The sequence below is a fragment of the Halorussus gelatinilyticus genome (genome assembly GCF_023238445.1).
Lineage (GTDB): Archaea > Halobacteriota > Halobacteria > Halobacteriales > Haladaptataceae > Halorussus > Halorussus gelatinilyticus.
Genome location: NZ_CP096658.1, coordinates 203,661 through 218,700, shown reverse-complemented (window position 1 = coordinate 218,700; position 15,040 = coordinate 203,661). Strand labels below are relative to the sequence as shown.

Sequence of the window (15,040 nt, the reverse complement as noted above, 5' to 3'; positions counted from 1 at the left end):
CCTACGCTGATGATTTGCGGATGCGTCTCGTTCTACAACTCGACAGTCCGCAAATCATCTGCAAACCTCACGTCGCCGTCGTACACCGCCTCGATCGACTTCAGCATCTCCTCGTGGCGGCCCTCCGTGTGCGGGTAGAGGTGAGTCAGGAACACGCGGCCGATATCGGTCTCCGAGGCTGCCAACGCCTCGCCCAACTGGGTCGGGGTGGGGTGGTTGTCCACGTCCACGTCGTCCGGGAACGAGCAGTCGTGTGCCAGTACGTCGCACCCGTCGGCGAAGTTAGCGAGGCCGGTAAACGCCTCGCTGTCGCCGCTGTAGGTGAACGAATCGCCGAATCGGTACGCCAGACAGGGCAGCGAGTGTCGGGTCTCGTACCCCTCCACGTCGAACCCGGCGACCTCGAACTCGTGGGCACCGACCTCGCGCACCTGCAGGTCCACGCGACCCTTCAGGTAGTCGTGGACGTCGAGCAGGTCGTCCACCAGCGACTTCGTGCCCGAGGGGCCGACGACTTCGAGATGTTCCTCGCCCGCGAGCCACCTCGCTTTGAGCAGGGGGAGGAGGTCGGCGACGTGGTCGAGGTGGTGGTGTGTCAGGAGGACCGTCGAGACGTTCTCGTAGCCCACGCCCGACTGCTGGAGGCGGTGGAGGACGCCGCTCCCGCAGTCCACGAGGACGCGTCGGTCCGCCTCCTCGTCCTCGACGACGAGGCCGGTCTGATACCGCTCGCCGGTCGGCATCGCGCTTCCGGTGCCCAGAAACGTGACCTGCATGTTCGATTCGCGGGGCCGAACGCTGTTAATGGCTTTGGGTACCGGCTCCGCTCGGGGATTTCACCGGCCTCGCTTCCGGCCGGGACGCGCCGAATCGACAGGTACTGGTCGAGTCGGCGGGGCCGCAGGCTGACCACCAGACTATTTTAGAACTGCTCTGGTTAAATTCGGGCTAACCGTACAGTAATGGATTCAACGGACCGATTTATACTTCCACTGGGTGCCAAAGGCTTAAAAGGAGACGATAGCGGAATCTGCTCGGTGGCCGTGCCGGCGTCCATCGAACTCGCCGGGACGCAGTGGTGAATCGCGGAGACTTCCCGAGAGTCGTCGGCGCGCCGGAGGGCGTCGAACTGTCGGAGACCGCTCGTCACGTCCAGTTTCACTTTCGCTCCGGTGGCCAAACCGTCTTAAGCACACGGCCCCAACGAACCGCCAAGATGGGAGCGCGCGACCTGTTGGCGCGCGGGGATTTCGACTTCGACGCCGATTCTGTCGAGGTGGACGACGCCGCCGTCCTCGAATCGCTGGAACCCGAGGTCCGGGAGTGGTGGGTCGAACAGTTCGGCGAGTACGTCCCCGACAACGGCGGCCTGTTCACGCCCCCGCAGAAGGAGGCGATTCCGCTCATCAACGAGGGAACCAACGCGCTCGTCGCGTCGCCGACGGGGTCGGGCAAGACCCTCTCGGCGTTCACCGCGATTCTGAACGAGTTGTTCCGGAGAGAACGCGAGTGGGACGAGGGCCTGGACAACTCGGTCTACTGCCTCTACGTCTCGCCGCTCAAGTCGCTGGCCAACGACATCCACCGGAATCTGGAGGTGCCGCTTTCGGGCATCGCCGAGAAGATGGACGGCGACCCCTCGGTCCGCCACGCCATCCGGCACGGGGACACCGACGACGCGGCCCGCCGGAAGATGCTGGAGGAGACGCCCCACATCCTCAACACGACGCCCGAGACGCTGGCTATCCTGCTCAACTCCCCGAAGTTCAAGCAGAAACTGGAGTCCGTCGAGTACGTCGTCGTGGACGAGATTCACAGTCTCGCCGACGGCAAGCGGGGCACCCACCTCGCGCTGAGTCTGGAGCGACTGGAGAACATGGTCGAGTCCTCGCCGACGCGAATCGGATGCTCGGCGACGGTCGAACCGCTCTCGGACATCGCTGACTTCCTCGTCGGATGCGAGCGGTCGGACGACGGAGCGGACGGAGACGCGCGAGAGGTGACCGTCCGAGACCGCGAAATCGTGGACACGCGGTTCGTCCGGGAGTTCGATATCGAGTTGCAGTGTCCGACCGACGACCTCATCGACACGCCCCGGGACGTGGTCAACGAGCGGTTCTACGACCAACTCCACGGCCTGATACAGGACCACACCAACACACTCGTCTTCACGAACACCCGGTCGGGGGCCGAGCGCGTCCTCCACAACCTCCGCGAGCGGTTCGCGGCGTACGACGAAGACAACTCCGGGTGCCACCACGGCAGTCTCTCGAAGGAGGCCCGCCAGTCCATCGAGGCGGACCTGAAGGACGGGAGCCTCGACGTGGTGACGACCTCCACGAGTCTGGAACTCGGCATCGACATGCCCCACATCGACCTCGTGGTGCAGGTCGGGTCCCCCAAATCGGTGGCCTCCCTGCTCCAGCGCGTCGGGCGCGCGGGCCACCAACTCGGCCAGACCGTCGCGGGCCGGGTCGTCGCGCTCGACCGCGACGAACTCGTGGAGTGCGCCGTGATGCTCAAGAAGGCCGAGGAGGGGTTCGTGGACCGCGTGTTCGTCCCCGAGGAGGCCTACGACGTGGCCGCACAGCACGTCTACGGGATGGCAATCAACGACGTGCGCCCGGAGCGGGAGGTCCGCGAGACGCTCCGGCGGGCCTACCCCTACCGGAACTTCTCGGACGACCAGTTCGAGACGCTGTTCCGCTACCTGACCTCGGACTACGAGGGACTGGAGGACAAGAACGTCTACGCCAAAATCTGGCGCGACGAGAACGACCCGCCCGACGGCGAGTACCACTACCCCGAGTTCGACGTGGGCGAACCCCTGATAGGCAAGCGCGGCAAGTTGGCCCGGGTCATCTACATGACCAACATCGGCACGATTCCGGACTCGTTCACCTGCGACGTGTTCACCCGCGGCGACAACGAGTGGGTCGGCGACCTCGACGAGTCGTATCTGGACACCCTCGAGAAGGGCGACGTGTTCGTCCTCGGGGGCCAGAACTTCGAGTTCCAGTACCGCAGAGGTTCGAAGGTGTACGCCGACCGGACGAGCGCCCGGCCGACCGTGCCCTCGTGGTTCTCCGAGCGTCTGCCGCTGTCGTACGACCTCGGTCGGTCGATTCTGGAGTTCCAGGGCGACCTGCTCGAACGCTTCGAGAAGCGCGGGAAGCCCGCGGTCCGAGTGTGGCTCAGGGAGTTCCCGCTGGACGAGAACAGCGTCCGGGCCATCGCCCGGATGTTCGACGAACAGATTCGCTACGCCGGTCCCGAGAGCGTCAGCACCGACCGGCGACTCGCGGTCGAGGTCGAACTCGACCGCGACGAGTACGAGCGCCACTACTACGTCCACTCGAACTACGGCCGGAAGTTCAACGACGGCCTCTCGCGGGTCGTCGCCTACCGATGCGCCAACGCCGCCAACACCAACGTCTCGGTCGCGGTCGCCGACCACGGGTTCACGATTTCGATGCCGCTGAACCGCAAGGTGGACGTGGCCGAGATTCTGCGCGACGTCGACCCCGGGGAGGTCCGGAGCGACCTCCGGGCCGCGCTCGACGGGACCGAACTCCTCCAGCGGTACTTCCGCATCAACGCCACGCGGTCGCTGATGATTCTCAAGCGGTACAAGGGCTACGAGAAGTCCGCGAGCGAACAGCAGGTCTCCAGCGAGATGCTGTTGGGGTTCGCCGAGGGACTGGAGGACTTCGCGGTCATCGAGGAGACCTACCGCGAGATAATCGAGGACAAACTCGCGGTCTCGGCCATCGAGGACGTGCTCGCCGACGTGCAGTCGGGCGACGTGACGGTGACCCAACACCGCGTGGACACGCCGACGCCGCGGGCGTTCGGTCTCGCCACGCTGATGGCCAGCGACGTGGTGCTGGCCGAAGACGAGAGCGCCGTCTTACAGGAGTTCCACGACCGCGTGCTGGACGACATCGGCGGCGAGTATCAGGACGCCGGAGGCGCGTCGGCGGTCGAATAGCTCCGTCTGGTCTCGACGTGCGGCGCGGCGGGCTACTCCCGTCCTACCTGCATCGACCGCAACACCTCATCTTAACACGTTGGGCGTTCAACAACCGGAGCAATCATGAACACCACCGCCCTCGCACTAGCCGCCACCGCCGCGCTCGTCGCGTCGGGCGTCTACTTCAGCGGCTTCGAGTACGGGAACCTGCTGTACTTCGTGCTGATGGGAGTCGGACTACTCTCTCTCGGGTACGTCTACTTCGGGGAGAACGACGCATCGTCGGTCTAAGCCGACGACTTACGCTCTTTCGAGCAACGTGTCGAGCGCGTCCGGAACCACCAGCACGTCGCTTCCCGGTTCCACGGCGTCGGCGACCGATTCGCGGGCGTGCATCAGACACTCCTCGACGACCGCGGGCGACTCGCTGTCGGTGACGTAGCAGTCGTACTCCCGGAGGACCCGAGCCACGACGAACGCGCGCTGTGCGCCGGGGTCGTAGCCCCGACGCATCTCGTCGTAGAGGGCGTCCGCGCTCTCGGCACCGCTGAGCCAGTCGTAGAAGCGCCTCTCGCCCGTGCCCTCGCCCGCGCCCTCCTGCAAGCGCGCGGGCACGACGATTCGACCGCCGGAGCGGAGCGGGTCGTAATCGCCCAACGCGAGGTACGTCGCGGCCCGCGTCGCCTGATAGAGGTTCGCGTCCTTCGGCGCGCCGACGCCAGCGACGACGGCATCGTACGTGTCGCTTAGAGAAACAGAAATATTGTCTTTGCATAGCTCTGCAAGGTCACGGACCACCTCGCGGTGGTCGCCAGCGCTCGCGCCCAGAATCCCGGCCGGGCCGTGCGTGACGTTCAGACAGAAGTCCACGCCTATCACGTCGCCCGCCTCGTCCAGCGTCGCGCGGAACGGATTCCCGTCCACGCGGCCGAGTCGGACGCCCTCTCGGGCGAGCATCTCGGGACCGTGCGTGTACCGGATGAGCGACTCGCCGCCAGCGCCGATGGCGACGGTCTTGGCACCGCCGGAGAACCCCGCGTACTGGTGGGGTTCGACCATCCCGGTCGAGACCACGGCGTCGGCCGCGGCGACGGTCGGGTTGAGTTCCACGGGCACGACGTCTCCGTCCGGGCCTTCGACTTCGCCGACGACGCGGGCCGCTTCCGCGTCGTGGTTCTGCGCGAGGTCGGCGTACTCGCCGAGCGCCGTGCGCAACTCCTCGTCGGTCATCGGCCGGTGGAGTCCGAGGCCGACGACGACGGAGATTCGGTCGCGCTCTACGCCCGCCTCGCGGAGTGCCGAGACCAGCAGGTCCACCAGCACGTCGTCGGGCGTCGCGCGGGTCACGTCGGTCACGACGATCGCCACCTCGTCGTCGGCGTCCACGCGTTCGCGGAGCGGCGGCCCGTGCGGGTCGGCCATCGCTCGCGCGGCGTCCTCGCGGGGGTCCACCGGGTTGCCGTCGGGCGGTTCGGCGACCGTCACGTCGCAGTCTGGAAGGGACACGTCGATGGCGGTGTCGCCGTAGGGAACTCTCACACGTCGGGATACGCGGGGTCGAACGTAAATCGTTGCCCCGTGACTACCGCCTGTCCGTTCGTCGGTCCGGTCGTGGGCCTACTCCATCACGTCCTCGATGGACGCTTCGAGCGACTCGATGCTCTCGTCGATGTTCCGGACCATCATGGTCTGCTCCTCGTTTGCGGCCGCGATTCCCTCGACGGCGTCGGACACGTCACCGGCCTGTCCGACCACCGTGTCGGTCATGCTCGCTATCTCTTCGGCGCTCGCGGCCTGTTCCTCCGTGGTGTCGGCGATCTCGCTGACGCCGGTATCGGTCTGCTGGACGGCCGCCACGATGTCCTGCTGGTTCTCGACGACCGACCGGATGTCGGCGGCGGCCTCGTCGAGTTGCTCGTCGTTCTCCGATATCTTCTCGACCGTGTCGTGGGTCGTCTCCCGCACGTCCTCGACCATCGACTCTATCTCGTCCACCCGGTCTTTCGACTCCTCGGCGAGTTCCTTTATCTCGTTCGCCACGACGGCGAACCCGTCGCCGCTTCCGTCCGACCGCGCCGCTTCGATGTTGGCATTCAGCGCGAGGAGGTTGGTCTGCTCGGCGATGTCGTCGATGACCTCGACCACCTCGTCGATTTCGTCCACGCGCTCTTCGAGGCTCTGGGCGTCGGCGACGACCTCCTCGGACTTCTCGGCGACTTCGTCGACGGTTTCGAGTGTTCGCTCGGCGCTCTCGGCGGACTCCTCGGCGGACGCCTTCGCCTCGGCGCTCTGCTTGCTCACCTCGTCGGCGCTCGACGCGATCTCTTCGACCGTCGCGCTCAGCGACGACACCTCGGACTGCACCTGCTGGAGGTTGGTCTCCTGCTCGCGCGCGAGGTCGCTGACCTCCTGGGAGTCCTCGGAGACGTCTGCGGTCGAGTCGCGGAGTTCGCTCACCGCCGTCTCGACCTCGTCGGTCATCTGCTGCTGGAGGTCCCGAATCGTCTCGCGCTGTTCGACGAGCGCGGTGACGCGGTTGAGAACCTCCACCGCGCCGACGACTTCGCCGTCGGGTGCGGTGACGGGGACGCCGAGCGCTCGGGCGTGGGCCCGGTCACCGTCGGCGGTCGCCGCCGAGCGAATCGTCTCCTCCCGGACGACCCCGCCGGTCCGAATCACCGTCTCGGCCAGCGTCTCGTCCTCCCCCTCGGTCCCGAAGACGTCGTAGGCGTGCTTCCCGACGACCTCCTCGGACGGATACCCCGTCATCTCCACGACGGCGGAGTTCCAACGCGTGATGTGTCCGGTGTCGTCCACGACGAACGCTGGTTCGGGTAACTGTTCGACGAGTTGTTCGAACGCGCCTCGCCAGAAGTCGCCCGCGTCGGTGTGGGTACTCGGTCCGAATTGTTCAGAGGTGTCGTTGACAGCCATCTGTGATATTCACGCCAACGTTTCGAGAGGGGGTATATATCATATTCGAAGCTATATCCCCGAATTATCACACAAATCGTAAATTGAACTTCATATAGTATAAAATACTTTATCTATCGGAGGGGGCGCCGGAGCGTCGTTTAGATATCGACTGAGAAGGATTCACGGCCCGACGACTCCGCCGCGAACGCCGCCAGCAGGTCGGTCGCGGCGTCCAAGTCCTCGGTGTCGATGACCTCGACGGGGGTGTGCATGTAGCGGTTCGGCAGGCCGACGTTCAGCGACGGGATGCCGCCCTGCGAGGTGTAGAAGGCGTCGGCGTCGGTGCCGGTCGAGCGTCCGGCGGCCTGCAACTGGAGGGGCAGGTCGCGCTCGTCGGCGGCCTCTCGGACGGTCCGGACGACCTCGGGGTGGTTCGAGGACCCGCGGGCGACGACCGGGCCAGCGCCCAACTCGACCTCACCGTGCTGGTCCTTCTCGTCGGCGATGTCTGGCGAATCGACCGCGTGGGTCACGTCCACCGCGAGCGCGGCGTCCACCGGCAGGTCGAACCCGACCATCTTCGCGCCCTGTTTGCCCAACTCCTCCTGAACCGTACTGACCGCGTAGACCGTCGCGTCGACGTCCGACTCTGCGGCGCGCCGGGCGGCCTCCGCCGCGACCCAGATGCCGACGCGGTTGTCCATCCCGCGGGCGGCCATCCGGGTGCCCTCCAGCTCGCTGACCGGCGTGTCGAAGGTGATGGGGTCGCCCACGTCCACGAGTTCGCGGGCCTCGGCCTCGCTCTCGGCGCCGACGTCCACGTGCTGTTCGGTCACGTCCTCCAACTCCTCGTCCTCGGGGTCCCGGAGGTGGATGGCGGTCTGGCCGACGACGCCCCGGACGATACCGTCGTCGGTGTGAATTTCGACGTGTTGGCCCTTCGTCACCGTGCGGTCGGTGCCGCCGACCCGCGAGATGCGGACGAAGCCCTCGTCGTCCACGCTGTTTACCATCAGGCCGATTTCGTCGGCGTGCCCGGTGAACGCGACTGCGGGGTCACTACCCTCTACAATCGCTACTGCGTTCCCGTACTCGTCGGTTCGTACCTCGTCGGCGAACTCCGAGACGTACTCGACCCACACCCGTTGCACGTCGGCCTCGAAACCGGACGGGCTCGGAGTCGTGAGCAAGTCGTCGAGAAATTCGCGGTGTCGCTCGTCCATACCTCCGACGAGTCGGTTCGTGCTAATGAACGTCACGACTCGGCGACGGGTTGGACCCTCCGCCCCAACCGCTAAGGTCGCGCTCGGCGAAACTCCGTGGCATGGGAATTCTCGAAATCCACTTTCACGATTCGGAGTTCAGTTGGTCGATGGACCGCGGAAGCGACGGCGAGGAGTCGCGCTCTCGAACGTTCTCGCTCGGGTCCGGCGGGGAGTCCGTGACCACGGACGGCGGCGGCGAGCGCGAGCGACCGGGCATCAAGCCGAAGCTCCGGTCGCTGGCCGTCATGGCGCTCGTCGTCGGCGCGGGCGTGGTGTACAACCGACTCCAGCGGCGGCGCGCGCAGCGGACCGCCGACGCCGAGGCGGAGGCCGGCGGCGGCAGTCGGCTCTCGCGGCTCCGGTCGCGGTGAGCGGTTCGGCCGTCGCGGTCGCTCAGTCGGAGCGGTCCGCGGACCCCCAGCCGTGTCCGCGGAGGTAGGTTTCGAGGTCGGTGAACTCGACGTCGTGGTCGGCCCGGAGTGCCTCGATGTCGGCCTCGTAGCCCGCTTCGTTGAACCACTCGAACATGACGGCGTACTCCTCGCCCATCTGCTCGCGGAACTCGTCGAGGGGGACGTGGACCGCTTCGACCTCGCGGTCCAACACCTCCGAGAAGACGTCGGCCGCGCTTTCGAGGGTGTGTTCGTCGCCGGCGAGTTCGTAGCTCTCGCCGACGTACCGGTCGGGGTCCGCGAACGCCTCGGCGACGAACCCGCCGATGTCGTCGGGGGCCACCATCTGGAGCGAGACGCCCTCCGCGAGGGCGTTCGCCAGCGTTCCGTTCTCGATGTCCTCGCGCGCCGCCTCGAAGTTCTGCATGAAGAAGACCGGGCGAACCACCGTCGCGGGCAGGTCGAGGTCGCGGACGAGTTCCTCTATCTCCCACTTCGAGTCGAAGTGTGGGATGCCGGTGTCGCGCTCCGCGCCGCCGACCGAACTGAACACGAAGTGGTCCACGCCGACCTCGTCGGCGACTTCCACGAGGTTCGTGCCCTGTTCGATCTCGTCGTCGTAGCCGTGTTCCCAGAAGTTCGTCACGCCGAACACGGCGTCTACCTCTTCGACGATGGGTCGGAGGGTGTTCTTCTCGGACAGGTCGCCCTGCACCACCTCGGCCCCGCGCTCCGCGAGGTCGTGTGCCGGGGCGCTCTCTGGGTGGCGGGTCAGCGCGTGGACCGCGAACTCGCCGTGGTCGCCCGACAGTAGGTGGTCGGCGACCGCGCCGCCTTGGGTTCCGGTCGCGCCGGTCACGAGGACGGTCTGGGACATAGTGGCGGGAGTGCGACGGACGCGGGCATAAGTGAACTGGCCACTGATACCATCCCACACACTTATCGACTTCTGCGGCGTACCTCCGCTGCGATGCCCGAGAGTATCTACTCCGTGTACCTCGTCCAGCGACACGGCGAACAGGGTGGGAAACGAGAGGTCACGTCTCCGGTTCCGGGCCACGAACTGGAGTTCTACGACACCGGCGTCTGGCTGGCCCGCGAGGCCGGTCGGAACTTCTTCCCTTACGAGCAGATTCGGACCATCCGGGAGCATCCCGAGGGGCGACGCGACGAGCAGGAAGGCACTGCGGAGGCTCGGACGCCGGAGGGCGGGAGCGGAGACGGAGAGTCCAGTGCCGAAGAGGAGATGCTGGAGGACTGAGAGAGCCGCGAGAGCGAGAGCAATCAGAACTCCGATTTTCAGGGAGTCAGCCCGACGATTTCCCGGTTCAGGATGTCGGCGTAGCCAGAGAAGGAGAACTTGAGTTTCGGGACGCCGGGGAACGTCATGGTCTGGACCGCGAGCATCGGCCGGTCCACGTCCGCGCCGAGTCGCCGGAGGCTCGACTCGACGGCGTCGTAGAGCTTCGCCGTCTCCTCGACTTCGAGGTCCGAGCAGACGCCTGCGACGCGCGTCGGGAGTTCCGCGATGACGTCTCCGTCGTCCACGACGGCCCACCCGCCGCCCATCTCCTTGACGTGTTCGACCGCGGTGCGCATCGCCTCGTCGTCCGCGCCGATCGCGAGGACGCCCGTGGTCTCCCAGACCAGCGTGGTCGCGACCGCGCCCGAGTCGATACCGAGACCGGTGACGAAACCGGTGAAACCGGTGCCATCACCCTTCGGGTGGCGGTCGAGCAGGGTCGCCTTCAGGATTCCGGCCGCTGGGTCCGCGAGCAGTTCGTCGCCTTCGACCGGCGGGACGACGGTCGTCTCGTCCGACAGCAGGCCCTGCTGGTACTCGACCGCTCGGACCTCGCCCGGTCGGGCGTCGGCGTCGTCGCCGACGCCCTCACCACCGCCGCCCGCGACGTCGGCGGGTACTCGGAACTGCTCGGGGTCGGTCGAGACGTTCACCGAGTCGTAGAAGTGGTCGGGGTACTCGTGGGTCCGGGGCGCGACCTTCGACTCGCCCTTGTTGTAGACGACTTCGCCGCCGCTGACGACCGTCGTGACGTTCACCTCGTCCAAGTCGTCGATGAGGACCACGTCCGCGACGCTCCCCGGCGAGAGGGAGCCGACGCCCTCTTCTGCCAGTCCGAAGTGGCGCGCCGGGTTGAGCGTCGCCATCCGAATCGCGTCGGCGGGTTCGACGCCCTCCTCGATGGCCCGGCGGACGACCACGTCCATGTAGCCCTCGCCGATGAGTTCGCGGGGCCACATCCCGTCGGTCGAGAGCGAGAGTTCCGCGGTCGGGACCTCGGGGTAGGCGTCGCCGATAGCGTCCACGTCGTCCCGAATCGAGCCGTAGCGCCCGATGGCGTGGACCCCGTTCTCGACGCGCTCCACGATGTCTTCGCCCGAGATTGCCTCGTGGTCGTCGTCGATGATGGTCGCGAACGCCGAGAACTTCTCGCCCGAACAGCCGGCGGCGTGGCCCGAGACGGTCTTGTCCTCGGCGTCGGCGCGCTCGTAGAGCAGTTCTGCGGGCGTGTCCCGGCCGACCGCGTGAATCCAGTCGGTCTCGCCGACGCCGACCACGCGGTCGTCCGCCAGCAGGTCCGCGAGGGCCTCGGCCTCCTCGTCGTCCGCCCGGCGGGGTTCGAAGGTGTCCAGCAGGGGTTGGGGCGGGACCACGGCGCGGACCCGGACCGGGAGGTACGAGGTGGCCGCGAGGAACTGCTCGACGCCCTCCGCGCCGAACGCCGGGCCGTAGCCCGTGACCTCCGAGACGACCGTGGTGGTGCCGCCCTCGACGGCGTAGTGGTAGGCGTTCTCGAACGTCTGGTGGAGGTCGAGGTGGGTGTGAGCGTCAACGAAGCCCGGCGTGACGACGCGGTTCGTCGCGGTGATGACGCGGGTGTCGTCGCCGATGACGGGCGAGGCGTCCTCGGGGAGCGCGGCGACGCGGTCGTCCACGATTACCACGTCGCGCGACTGGAACTCGCCTTTCTCGGACAAACAGACGCGACCGCCCGTGACGACCAAATCGGCGTCCTCGTCGCCGAGCGCGGCCGACTGGAGGTGGTTCACTCCGTCACCTCCCAGACGACGACGCCGCCCTGCTCGCGCGACCCGACCTCACCGCGCTCGTCCAGCACGTCGAGGTGGCCGACCGCCTCGCTCATCCCGGAGAAGTACTCTGTCGCGGGGAGGTCGGAGAAGAGTTCCTCCATCACCTCGACCGCGGTGGTCGGGCCGCCCGCCACGATTTCGCGGACGTTCTCGGTGCGCTCCTCGTGGGCCGCGAGAATTTCGTCGATGCGCTCGCCGGGGGCCGTAATCTCCTCGCGGTGGCCCGGCAGGAATCGGTCGAAGTCGCGCTCGCGGAGGTTCGCCAGCGAGCGGTTGAACGCCGGGAGGACGCGCGGTCGCTCGCCGCCGTCGGAACTCCAGCCCGACGAGGATTCCGAACCGGTGGGTAGCTCGCCGCCCTCCTCGGCGGGCGGTTGGAGCAACGGGTTGGGCGTGATGTCGGGGAGGACGTGGTCGCCGACGATAGCGCGCTCGCCCTCGTCGGTCTCGTATGTGAAAATCGTCTCACCGGGCGCGTGACCCTGCACGGCCTCGGCGGTGAGCGCGGTTCCCGCGACCTCGACCGTCTCGCCGTCGTCGAGCGTCGCGTCGGTCTCGACGCCGGGCGCGACGTCGAGAAACACTTCCGGCAGGTCGGTGATGGTCTGGGCGGTCGAGCGCGCCATCCCGTGGCGCTCGAAGAAGTCCACGAAGAACGACTGCTCGTAGTCGAGTCGGGCCTCGAAGTCCGCGATAATCTCCGCGGTGGTGGGGCTGGCGAGGACCCGCGCGCCCGCCTCGCTGAGTCGCTCGGCGAGTCCGAAGTGGTCGGGGTGAGGATGGGTCACCAGCACCTGCTCCACGTCGGTCGGTCCCATGTCGTGGGATTCGAGTTCGTCCAGCAGGGCGGCCCACGCCTCTTCGCTCCCCGGTCCGGGGTCGATGAGCGTCCGGCCCGCGAGGTAGGCGTTGACCGGGCCGACCTGAAACGGCGTCGGTATCGAGAACCGCGTGAACATACCGACACTGTGGCCGCCTGCCGATAAACAGTTTTTGACACGCGCCGCCACCGAGACGGAAACGACGGGACGGCGCTCGCTCGGGAAGCGCACATCTTCGCAGGCCACCGGAGGTGCGCATCTTCGCAGGCCACGGGATGCGCCGCGCTCTCGGCCGTGCAGGACCACGAGCGCGGCCGAGAGCGCAAGCGGGGAGGCACGGGGCGCGGTCTGCGTGCGGTGGCAGTGCAGTCGCAGTGCGGTGCCGTTGCGGTCGCGGTACGATAGGCGTCGGCGATAGCGTGCCGTGCAGTTGCAGTGCTGTGCAGTTTTGCTGTCGCGGTTCGTCTTCGACCCGAAACTACCGTCCCACTACTTCCGGCGCTCTCCTTCCCACACGACCGACGACGGACATCGCGGTATCCCGGCGAGGGGAAGAGCTATATCTGTCCTTCTCGTAAGAACATAATGGTGCGTGAGACATGAACAAACATTTCGAAGACGCGTGGTACTACGGCAAGCGCGCGGGCAAACACCTCACTCGCGGCGTCCGCGAGGAACTGACACCGGCCGAGCGACGAGTCCGGAAGGCCACGGGCCGCGAGCAGACGCCGACGACTCGCGTCCAGCGGTGGCAAGCGGAACTGAAAGCGACCGAGGACGAGGCCGCCGCCCGCGCCCGGCGTGCGGTGCGCAAGGTCCGCGAACGAGTCTGACGCCGTCGTCGCGCCGGGCCGCGGGGAGACTCCCCGACGGCAGTCGCGTTTCCGACCGTAAAGTAAGCCTTAAGTCCGGGAAGGCGGAAGACTTGGACGCACGGGTCGGTAGTCTAGTCCGGTTATGACAGCTCCTTCACACGGAGCAGGTCGGCGGTTCGAATCCGCCCCGACCCACTTCTGACGGCGCAACGCGACGAGCGTAGCGAGGAGCCTGCGCCGTCGAATGGGTTGCCGAAGGATTCGAACCAGACGAGTCGCACGCCCGGAACGGCGCGAAGCGCCGCACGCCCGGACCGTCTCGGCGAAGTTCGCAATCCGTCCCGACCCATACTTTCCTGCGAACTACACCGCGAGTACGCGAGTCGCCGTCGAACACTACACCGTGTATTCGGAATCGTCGTCTAACTCGCTCTCGTCGATGTCCTCCAACGCGGCTTCGATTTCCTCGGTATCCGATAAAACGTCCTGTACGGCCGCTTCGAGTTCTTCCGCCGTTTGCTCGTCCAGTTCCGCCTCGTCGATAGGCGAAGTCCCGGTTTCGAGGTCCAACTGGAGGACGGCGTCTTCCCACGCGTGGCGGTAGACGGTGACGTCGGCGTCCTCGTCGGTCGCCGACCACTCGCCGTCGTCGTACTCCACGAGACGGATTTCCCGCTCGATCTCTCGACTCATGATCGCCGGTACTCACGACCGCGAGAAAAACGTTCGCCCGTCGAGTGCCGTCGGAGGCGCGACAGTCGCTCTACGGTCCGCTGCGAGGAGTCGAATCCGGACGGGAAAAAGAAAGCAAAAACCGAGATTTCAGCGCCGACGCAGGCCGACGAACGCGGCCGCGACGAGCGCGACCAGCGCGGTCGAGACGCCGAAGCCGGGGACGCCGCCGCTGGAGTCGGTGGTCGTCTCCGCGGTGGTGTCGTCGGACATGGCCGACTCGTCGGTCGTCTGCTCGCTCTCCGCGGTGGTGTCCTCGGAGGCGGAGTCCGCGGTCGTCTCCTCGGTAGTCGTGCGTTCGCCGCGCTTCTGGAAGTAGACGTAGCTGGTGTCGGTGACGTTCGCGCCGGCCTCGTCTACGTAAGGAACCTTGTCCGCGGTCGCGCTGAAGTTCTGGCTCCCGTTGTTGCGGAACGCGGTGACGACCAGCACCTGCGGCTTCTCGACCGTCGCGTCCAGCGAGACGGTGAGGTTCTCGTGTTCGCTTGCGTTGAGGTAGTCGGTGTGGCCGATTCGCTTGCCGCTCTGGTTGTAGATGACCGCGAACCCGCCGTCGGGCAGCGTGACGCTCTCGATGGTCACGGTGTCGCCCTCGAAGTGCTGGTCGGGCATCGATACGGAGGCAGTTTCGTTCGCCTGTTCGTCCGTTGTCGTAGTCGTGGTCGTCGTTCCGGGGGTCGCAAGCGCCGCTCCGGTGAACACCGCGAGCGCCACGAGTCCCGCAACGAGGACCGTTCGTGTCGTGCCTGTCATCGTTATCCTGTTCCGAGAGATGTCTCTCAGAGAGAGTATCCGGCGAGCGAGAGGTACTCGCGCCGAGACGTCTCCGGAACTCGATACTCCGTTGACACGGGACTGAAAACTACCTTACGGAAGCGGATGCGAGGGGGTATCACGAGGGGTGGAATCGTGAGACACACGGGCCGGTGGACGCTCGACGGTCGGGACCGGTTCAAGCGGGTTACCCACCGTTCAGATTCGAACTAACGTATATATATGGCTCATAGAAAAC

14 protein-coding genes and 1 tRNA gene are annotated in these 15,040 nt (G+C 66.6%); 6 read left to right on the top strand and 9 right to left on the bottom strand.

Features of this window, described 5'->3' with window-relative positions; translation table 11 throughout:
• Positions 1-32: 32 nt before the first annotated feature.
• The gene (locus M0R88_RS01080; RefSeq protein WP_248655120.1) at positions 33-776 is read right to left on the bottom strand and encodes an MBL fold metallo-hydrolase; all 744 of its coding nucleotides are present in this window, start codon (positions 774-776) and stop codon (positions 33-35) included.
• A 440-nt stretch (positions 777-1,216) separates the two neighbouring features.
• On the opposite strand from M0R88_RS01080, the gene M0R88_RS01075 reads away from it, so the two are divergent.
• Both M0R88_RS01075 and M0R88_RS01070 read left to right on the top strand, forming a co-directional pair.
• Positions 1,217-3,991: an ATP-dependent helicase gene (locus tag M0R88_RS01075; protein WP_248655119.1), complete on the top strand. Its 2,775-nt coding sequence runs from the start codon at positions 1,217-1,219 to the stop codon at positions 3,989-3,991.
• Positions 3,992-4,096: 105 nt separating this feature from the next.
• Positions 4,097-4,264, top strand: a complete 168-nt coding sequence (locus tag M0R88_RS01070; protein ID WP_248655118.1) for a hypothetical protein — start codon at positions 4,097-4,099, stop codon at positions 4,262-4,264.
• Positions 4,265-4,273: 9 nt separating this feature from the next.
• On the opposite strand, the gene M0R88_RS01065 is transcribed toward M0R88_RS01070, so the two are convergent.
• The 3 genes from M0R88_RS01065 to M0R88_RS01055 all read right to left on the bottom strand — a co-directional run bounded on the left by M0R88_RS01065 (position 4,274) and on the right by M0R88_RS01055 (position 8,112).
• Positions 4,274-5,512, bottom strand: a complete 1,239-nt coding sequence (locus tag M0R88_RS01065) for a lactate racemase domain-containing protein (protein WP_248655117.1) — start codon at positions 5,510-5,512, stop codon at positions 4,274-4,276.
• Between the two features lie 78 nt (positions 5,513-5,590).
• On the bottom strand, positions 5,591-6,907 hold the full coding sequence (locus M0R88_RS01060) for a methyl-accepting chemotaxis protein (RefSeq protein WP_248655116.1): 1,317 nt from the start codon (positions 6,905-6,907) through the stop codon (positions 5,591-5,593).
• Between the two features lie 140 nt (positions 6,908-7,047).
• Positions 7,048-8,112, bottom strand: a complete 1,065-nt coding sequence (locus M0R88_RS01055; RefSeq protein ID WP_248655115.1) for a M20/M25/M40 family metallo-hydrolase — start codon at positions 8,110-8,112, stop codon at positions 7,048-7,050.
• A gap of 101 nt (positions 8,113-8,213) precedes the next feature.
• On the opposite strand from M0R88_RS01055, the gene M0R88_RS01050 reads away from it, so the two are divergent.
• Positions 8,214-8,525 carry a Tad domain-containing protein gene (locus M0R88_RS01050; RefSeq protein ID WP_248655114.1) on the top strand — a complete coding sequence of 104 codons (312 nt, stop codon included), beginning with the start codon at positions 8,214-8,216 and terminating at the stop codon, positions 8,523-8,525.
• A gap of 22 nt (positions 8,526-8,547) precedes the next feature.
• Here the strand turns inward: M0R88_RS01050 and M0R88_RS01045 are convergent, their stop codons facing one another.
• Entirely contained in the window at positions 8,548-9,423 is an 876-nt protein-coding gene (locus M0R88_RS01045; RefSeq protein WP_248655113.1) for an NmrA/HSCARG family protein, read from the bottom strand.
• A 93-nt stretch (positions 9,424-9,516) separates the two neighbouring features.
• Here M0R88_RS01045 and M0R88_RS01040 point away from each other — a divergent pair, with 93 nt between their 5' ends.
• Complete coding sequence (locus M0R88_RS01040; RefSeq protein ID WP_248655112.1) at positions 9,517-9,807, top strand: hypothetical protein; 291 nt, start codon at positions 9,517-9,519, stop codon at positions 9,805-9,807.
• 38 nt (positions 9,808-9,845) lie between these two features.
• Here M0R88_RS01040 and M0R88_RS01035 read toward each other — a convergent pair whose 3' ends face one another.
• Complete coding sequence (locus M0R88_RS01035; RefSeq protein ID WP_248655111.1) at positions 9,846-11,618, bottom strand: adenine deaminase C-terminal domain-containing protein; 1,773 nt, start codon at positions 11,616-11,618, stop codon at positions 9,846-9,848.
• Positions 11,615-12,619: an MBL fold metallo-hydrolase gene (locus tag M0R88_RS01030; protein ID WP_248655110.1), complete on the bottom strand. Its 1,005-nt coding sequence runs from the start codon at positions 12,617-12,619 to the stop codon at positions 11,615-11,617. Before M0R88_RS01030 ends, M0R88_RS01035 begins: the two co-directional genes overlap by 4 nt.
• Positions 12,620-13,080: 461 nt before the next feature.
• Here M0R88_RS01030 and M0R88_RS01025 point away from each other — a divergent pair, with 461 nt between their 5' ends.
• Both M0R88_RS01025 and M0R88_RS01020 read left to right on the top strand, forming a co-directional pair.
• Positions 13,081-13,314, top strand: coding sequence for a DUF7553 family protein (locus M0R88_RS01025; RefSeq protein WP_248655109.1), 234 nt, complete (start codon positions 13,081-13,083; stop codon positions 13,312-13,314).
• A gap of 102 nt (positions 13,315-13,416) precedes the next feature.
• Positions 13,417-13,491, top strand: a tRNA-Val gene (locus tag M0R88_RS01020).
• 201 nt (positions 13,492-13,692) lie between these two features.
• Here M0R88_RS01020 and M0R88_RS01015 read toward each other — a convergent pair.
• Together M0R88_RS01015 and M0R88_RS01010 are read right to left on the bottom strand one after the other, a co-directional pair.
• Entirely contained in the window at positions 13,693-13,989 is a 297-nt protein-coding gene (locus M0R88_RS01015; protein ID WP_248655108.1) for a hypothetical protein, read from the bottom strand.
• Positions 13,990-14,118: 129 nt separating this feature from the next.
• Positions 14,119-14,781, bottom strand: a complete 663-nt coding sequence (locus M0R88_RS01010; protein ID WP_248655107.1) for a DUF7282 domain-containing protein — start codon at positions 14,779-14,781, stop codon at positions 14,119-14,121.
• Positions 14,782-15,040 lie beyond the last annotated feature (259 nt).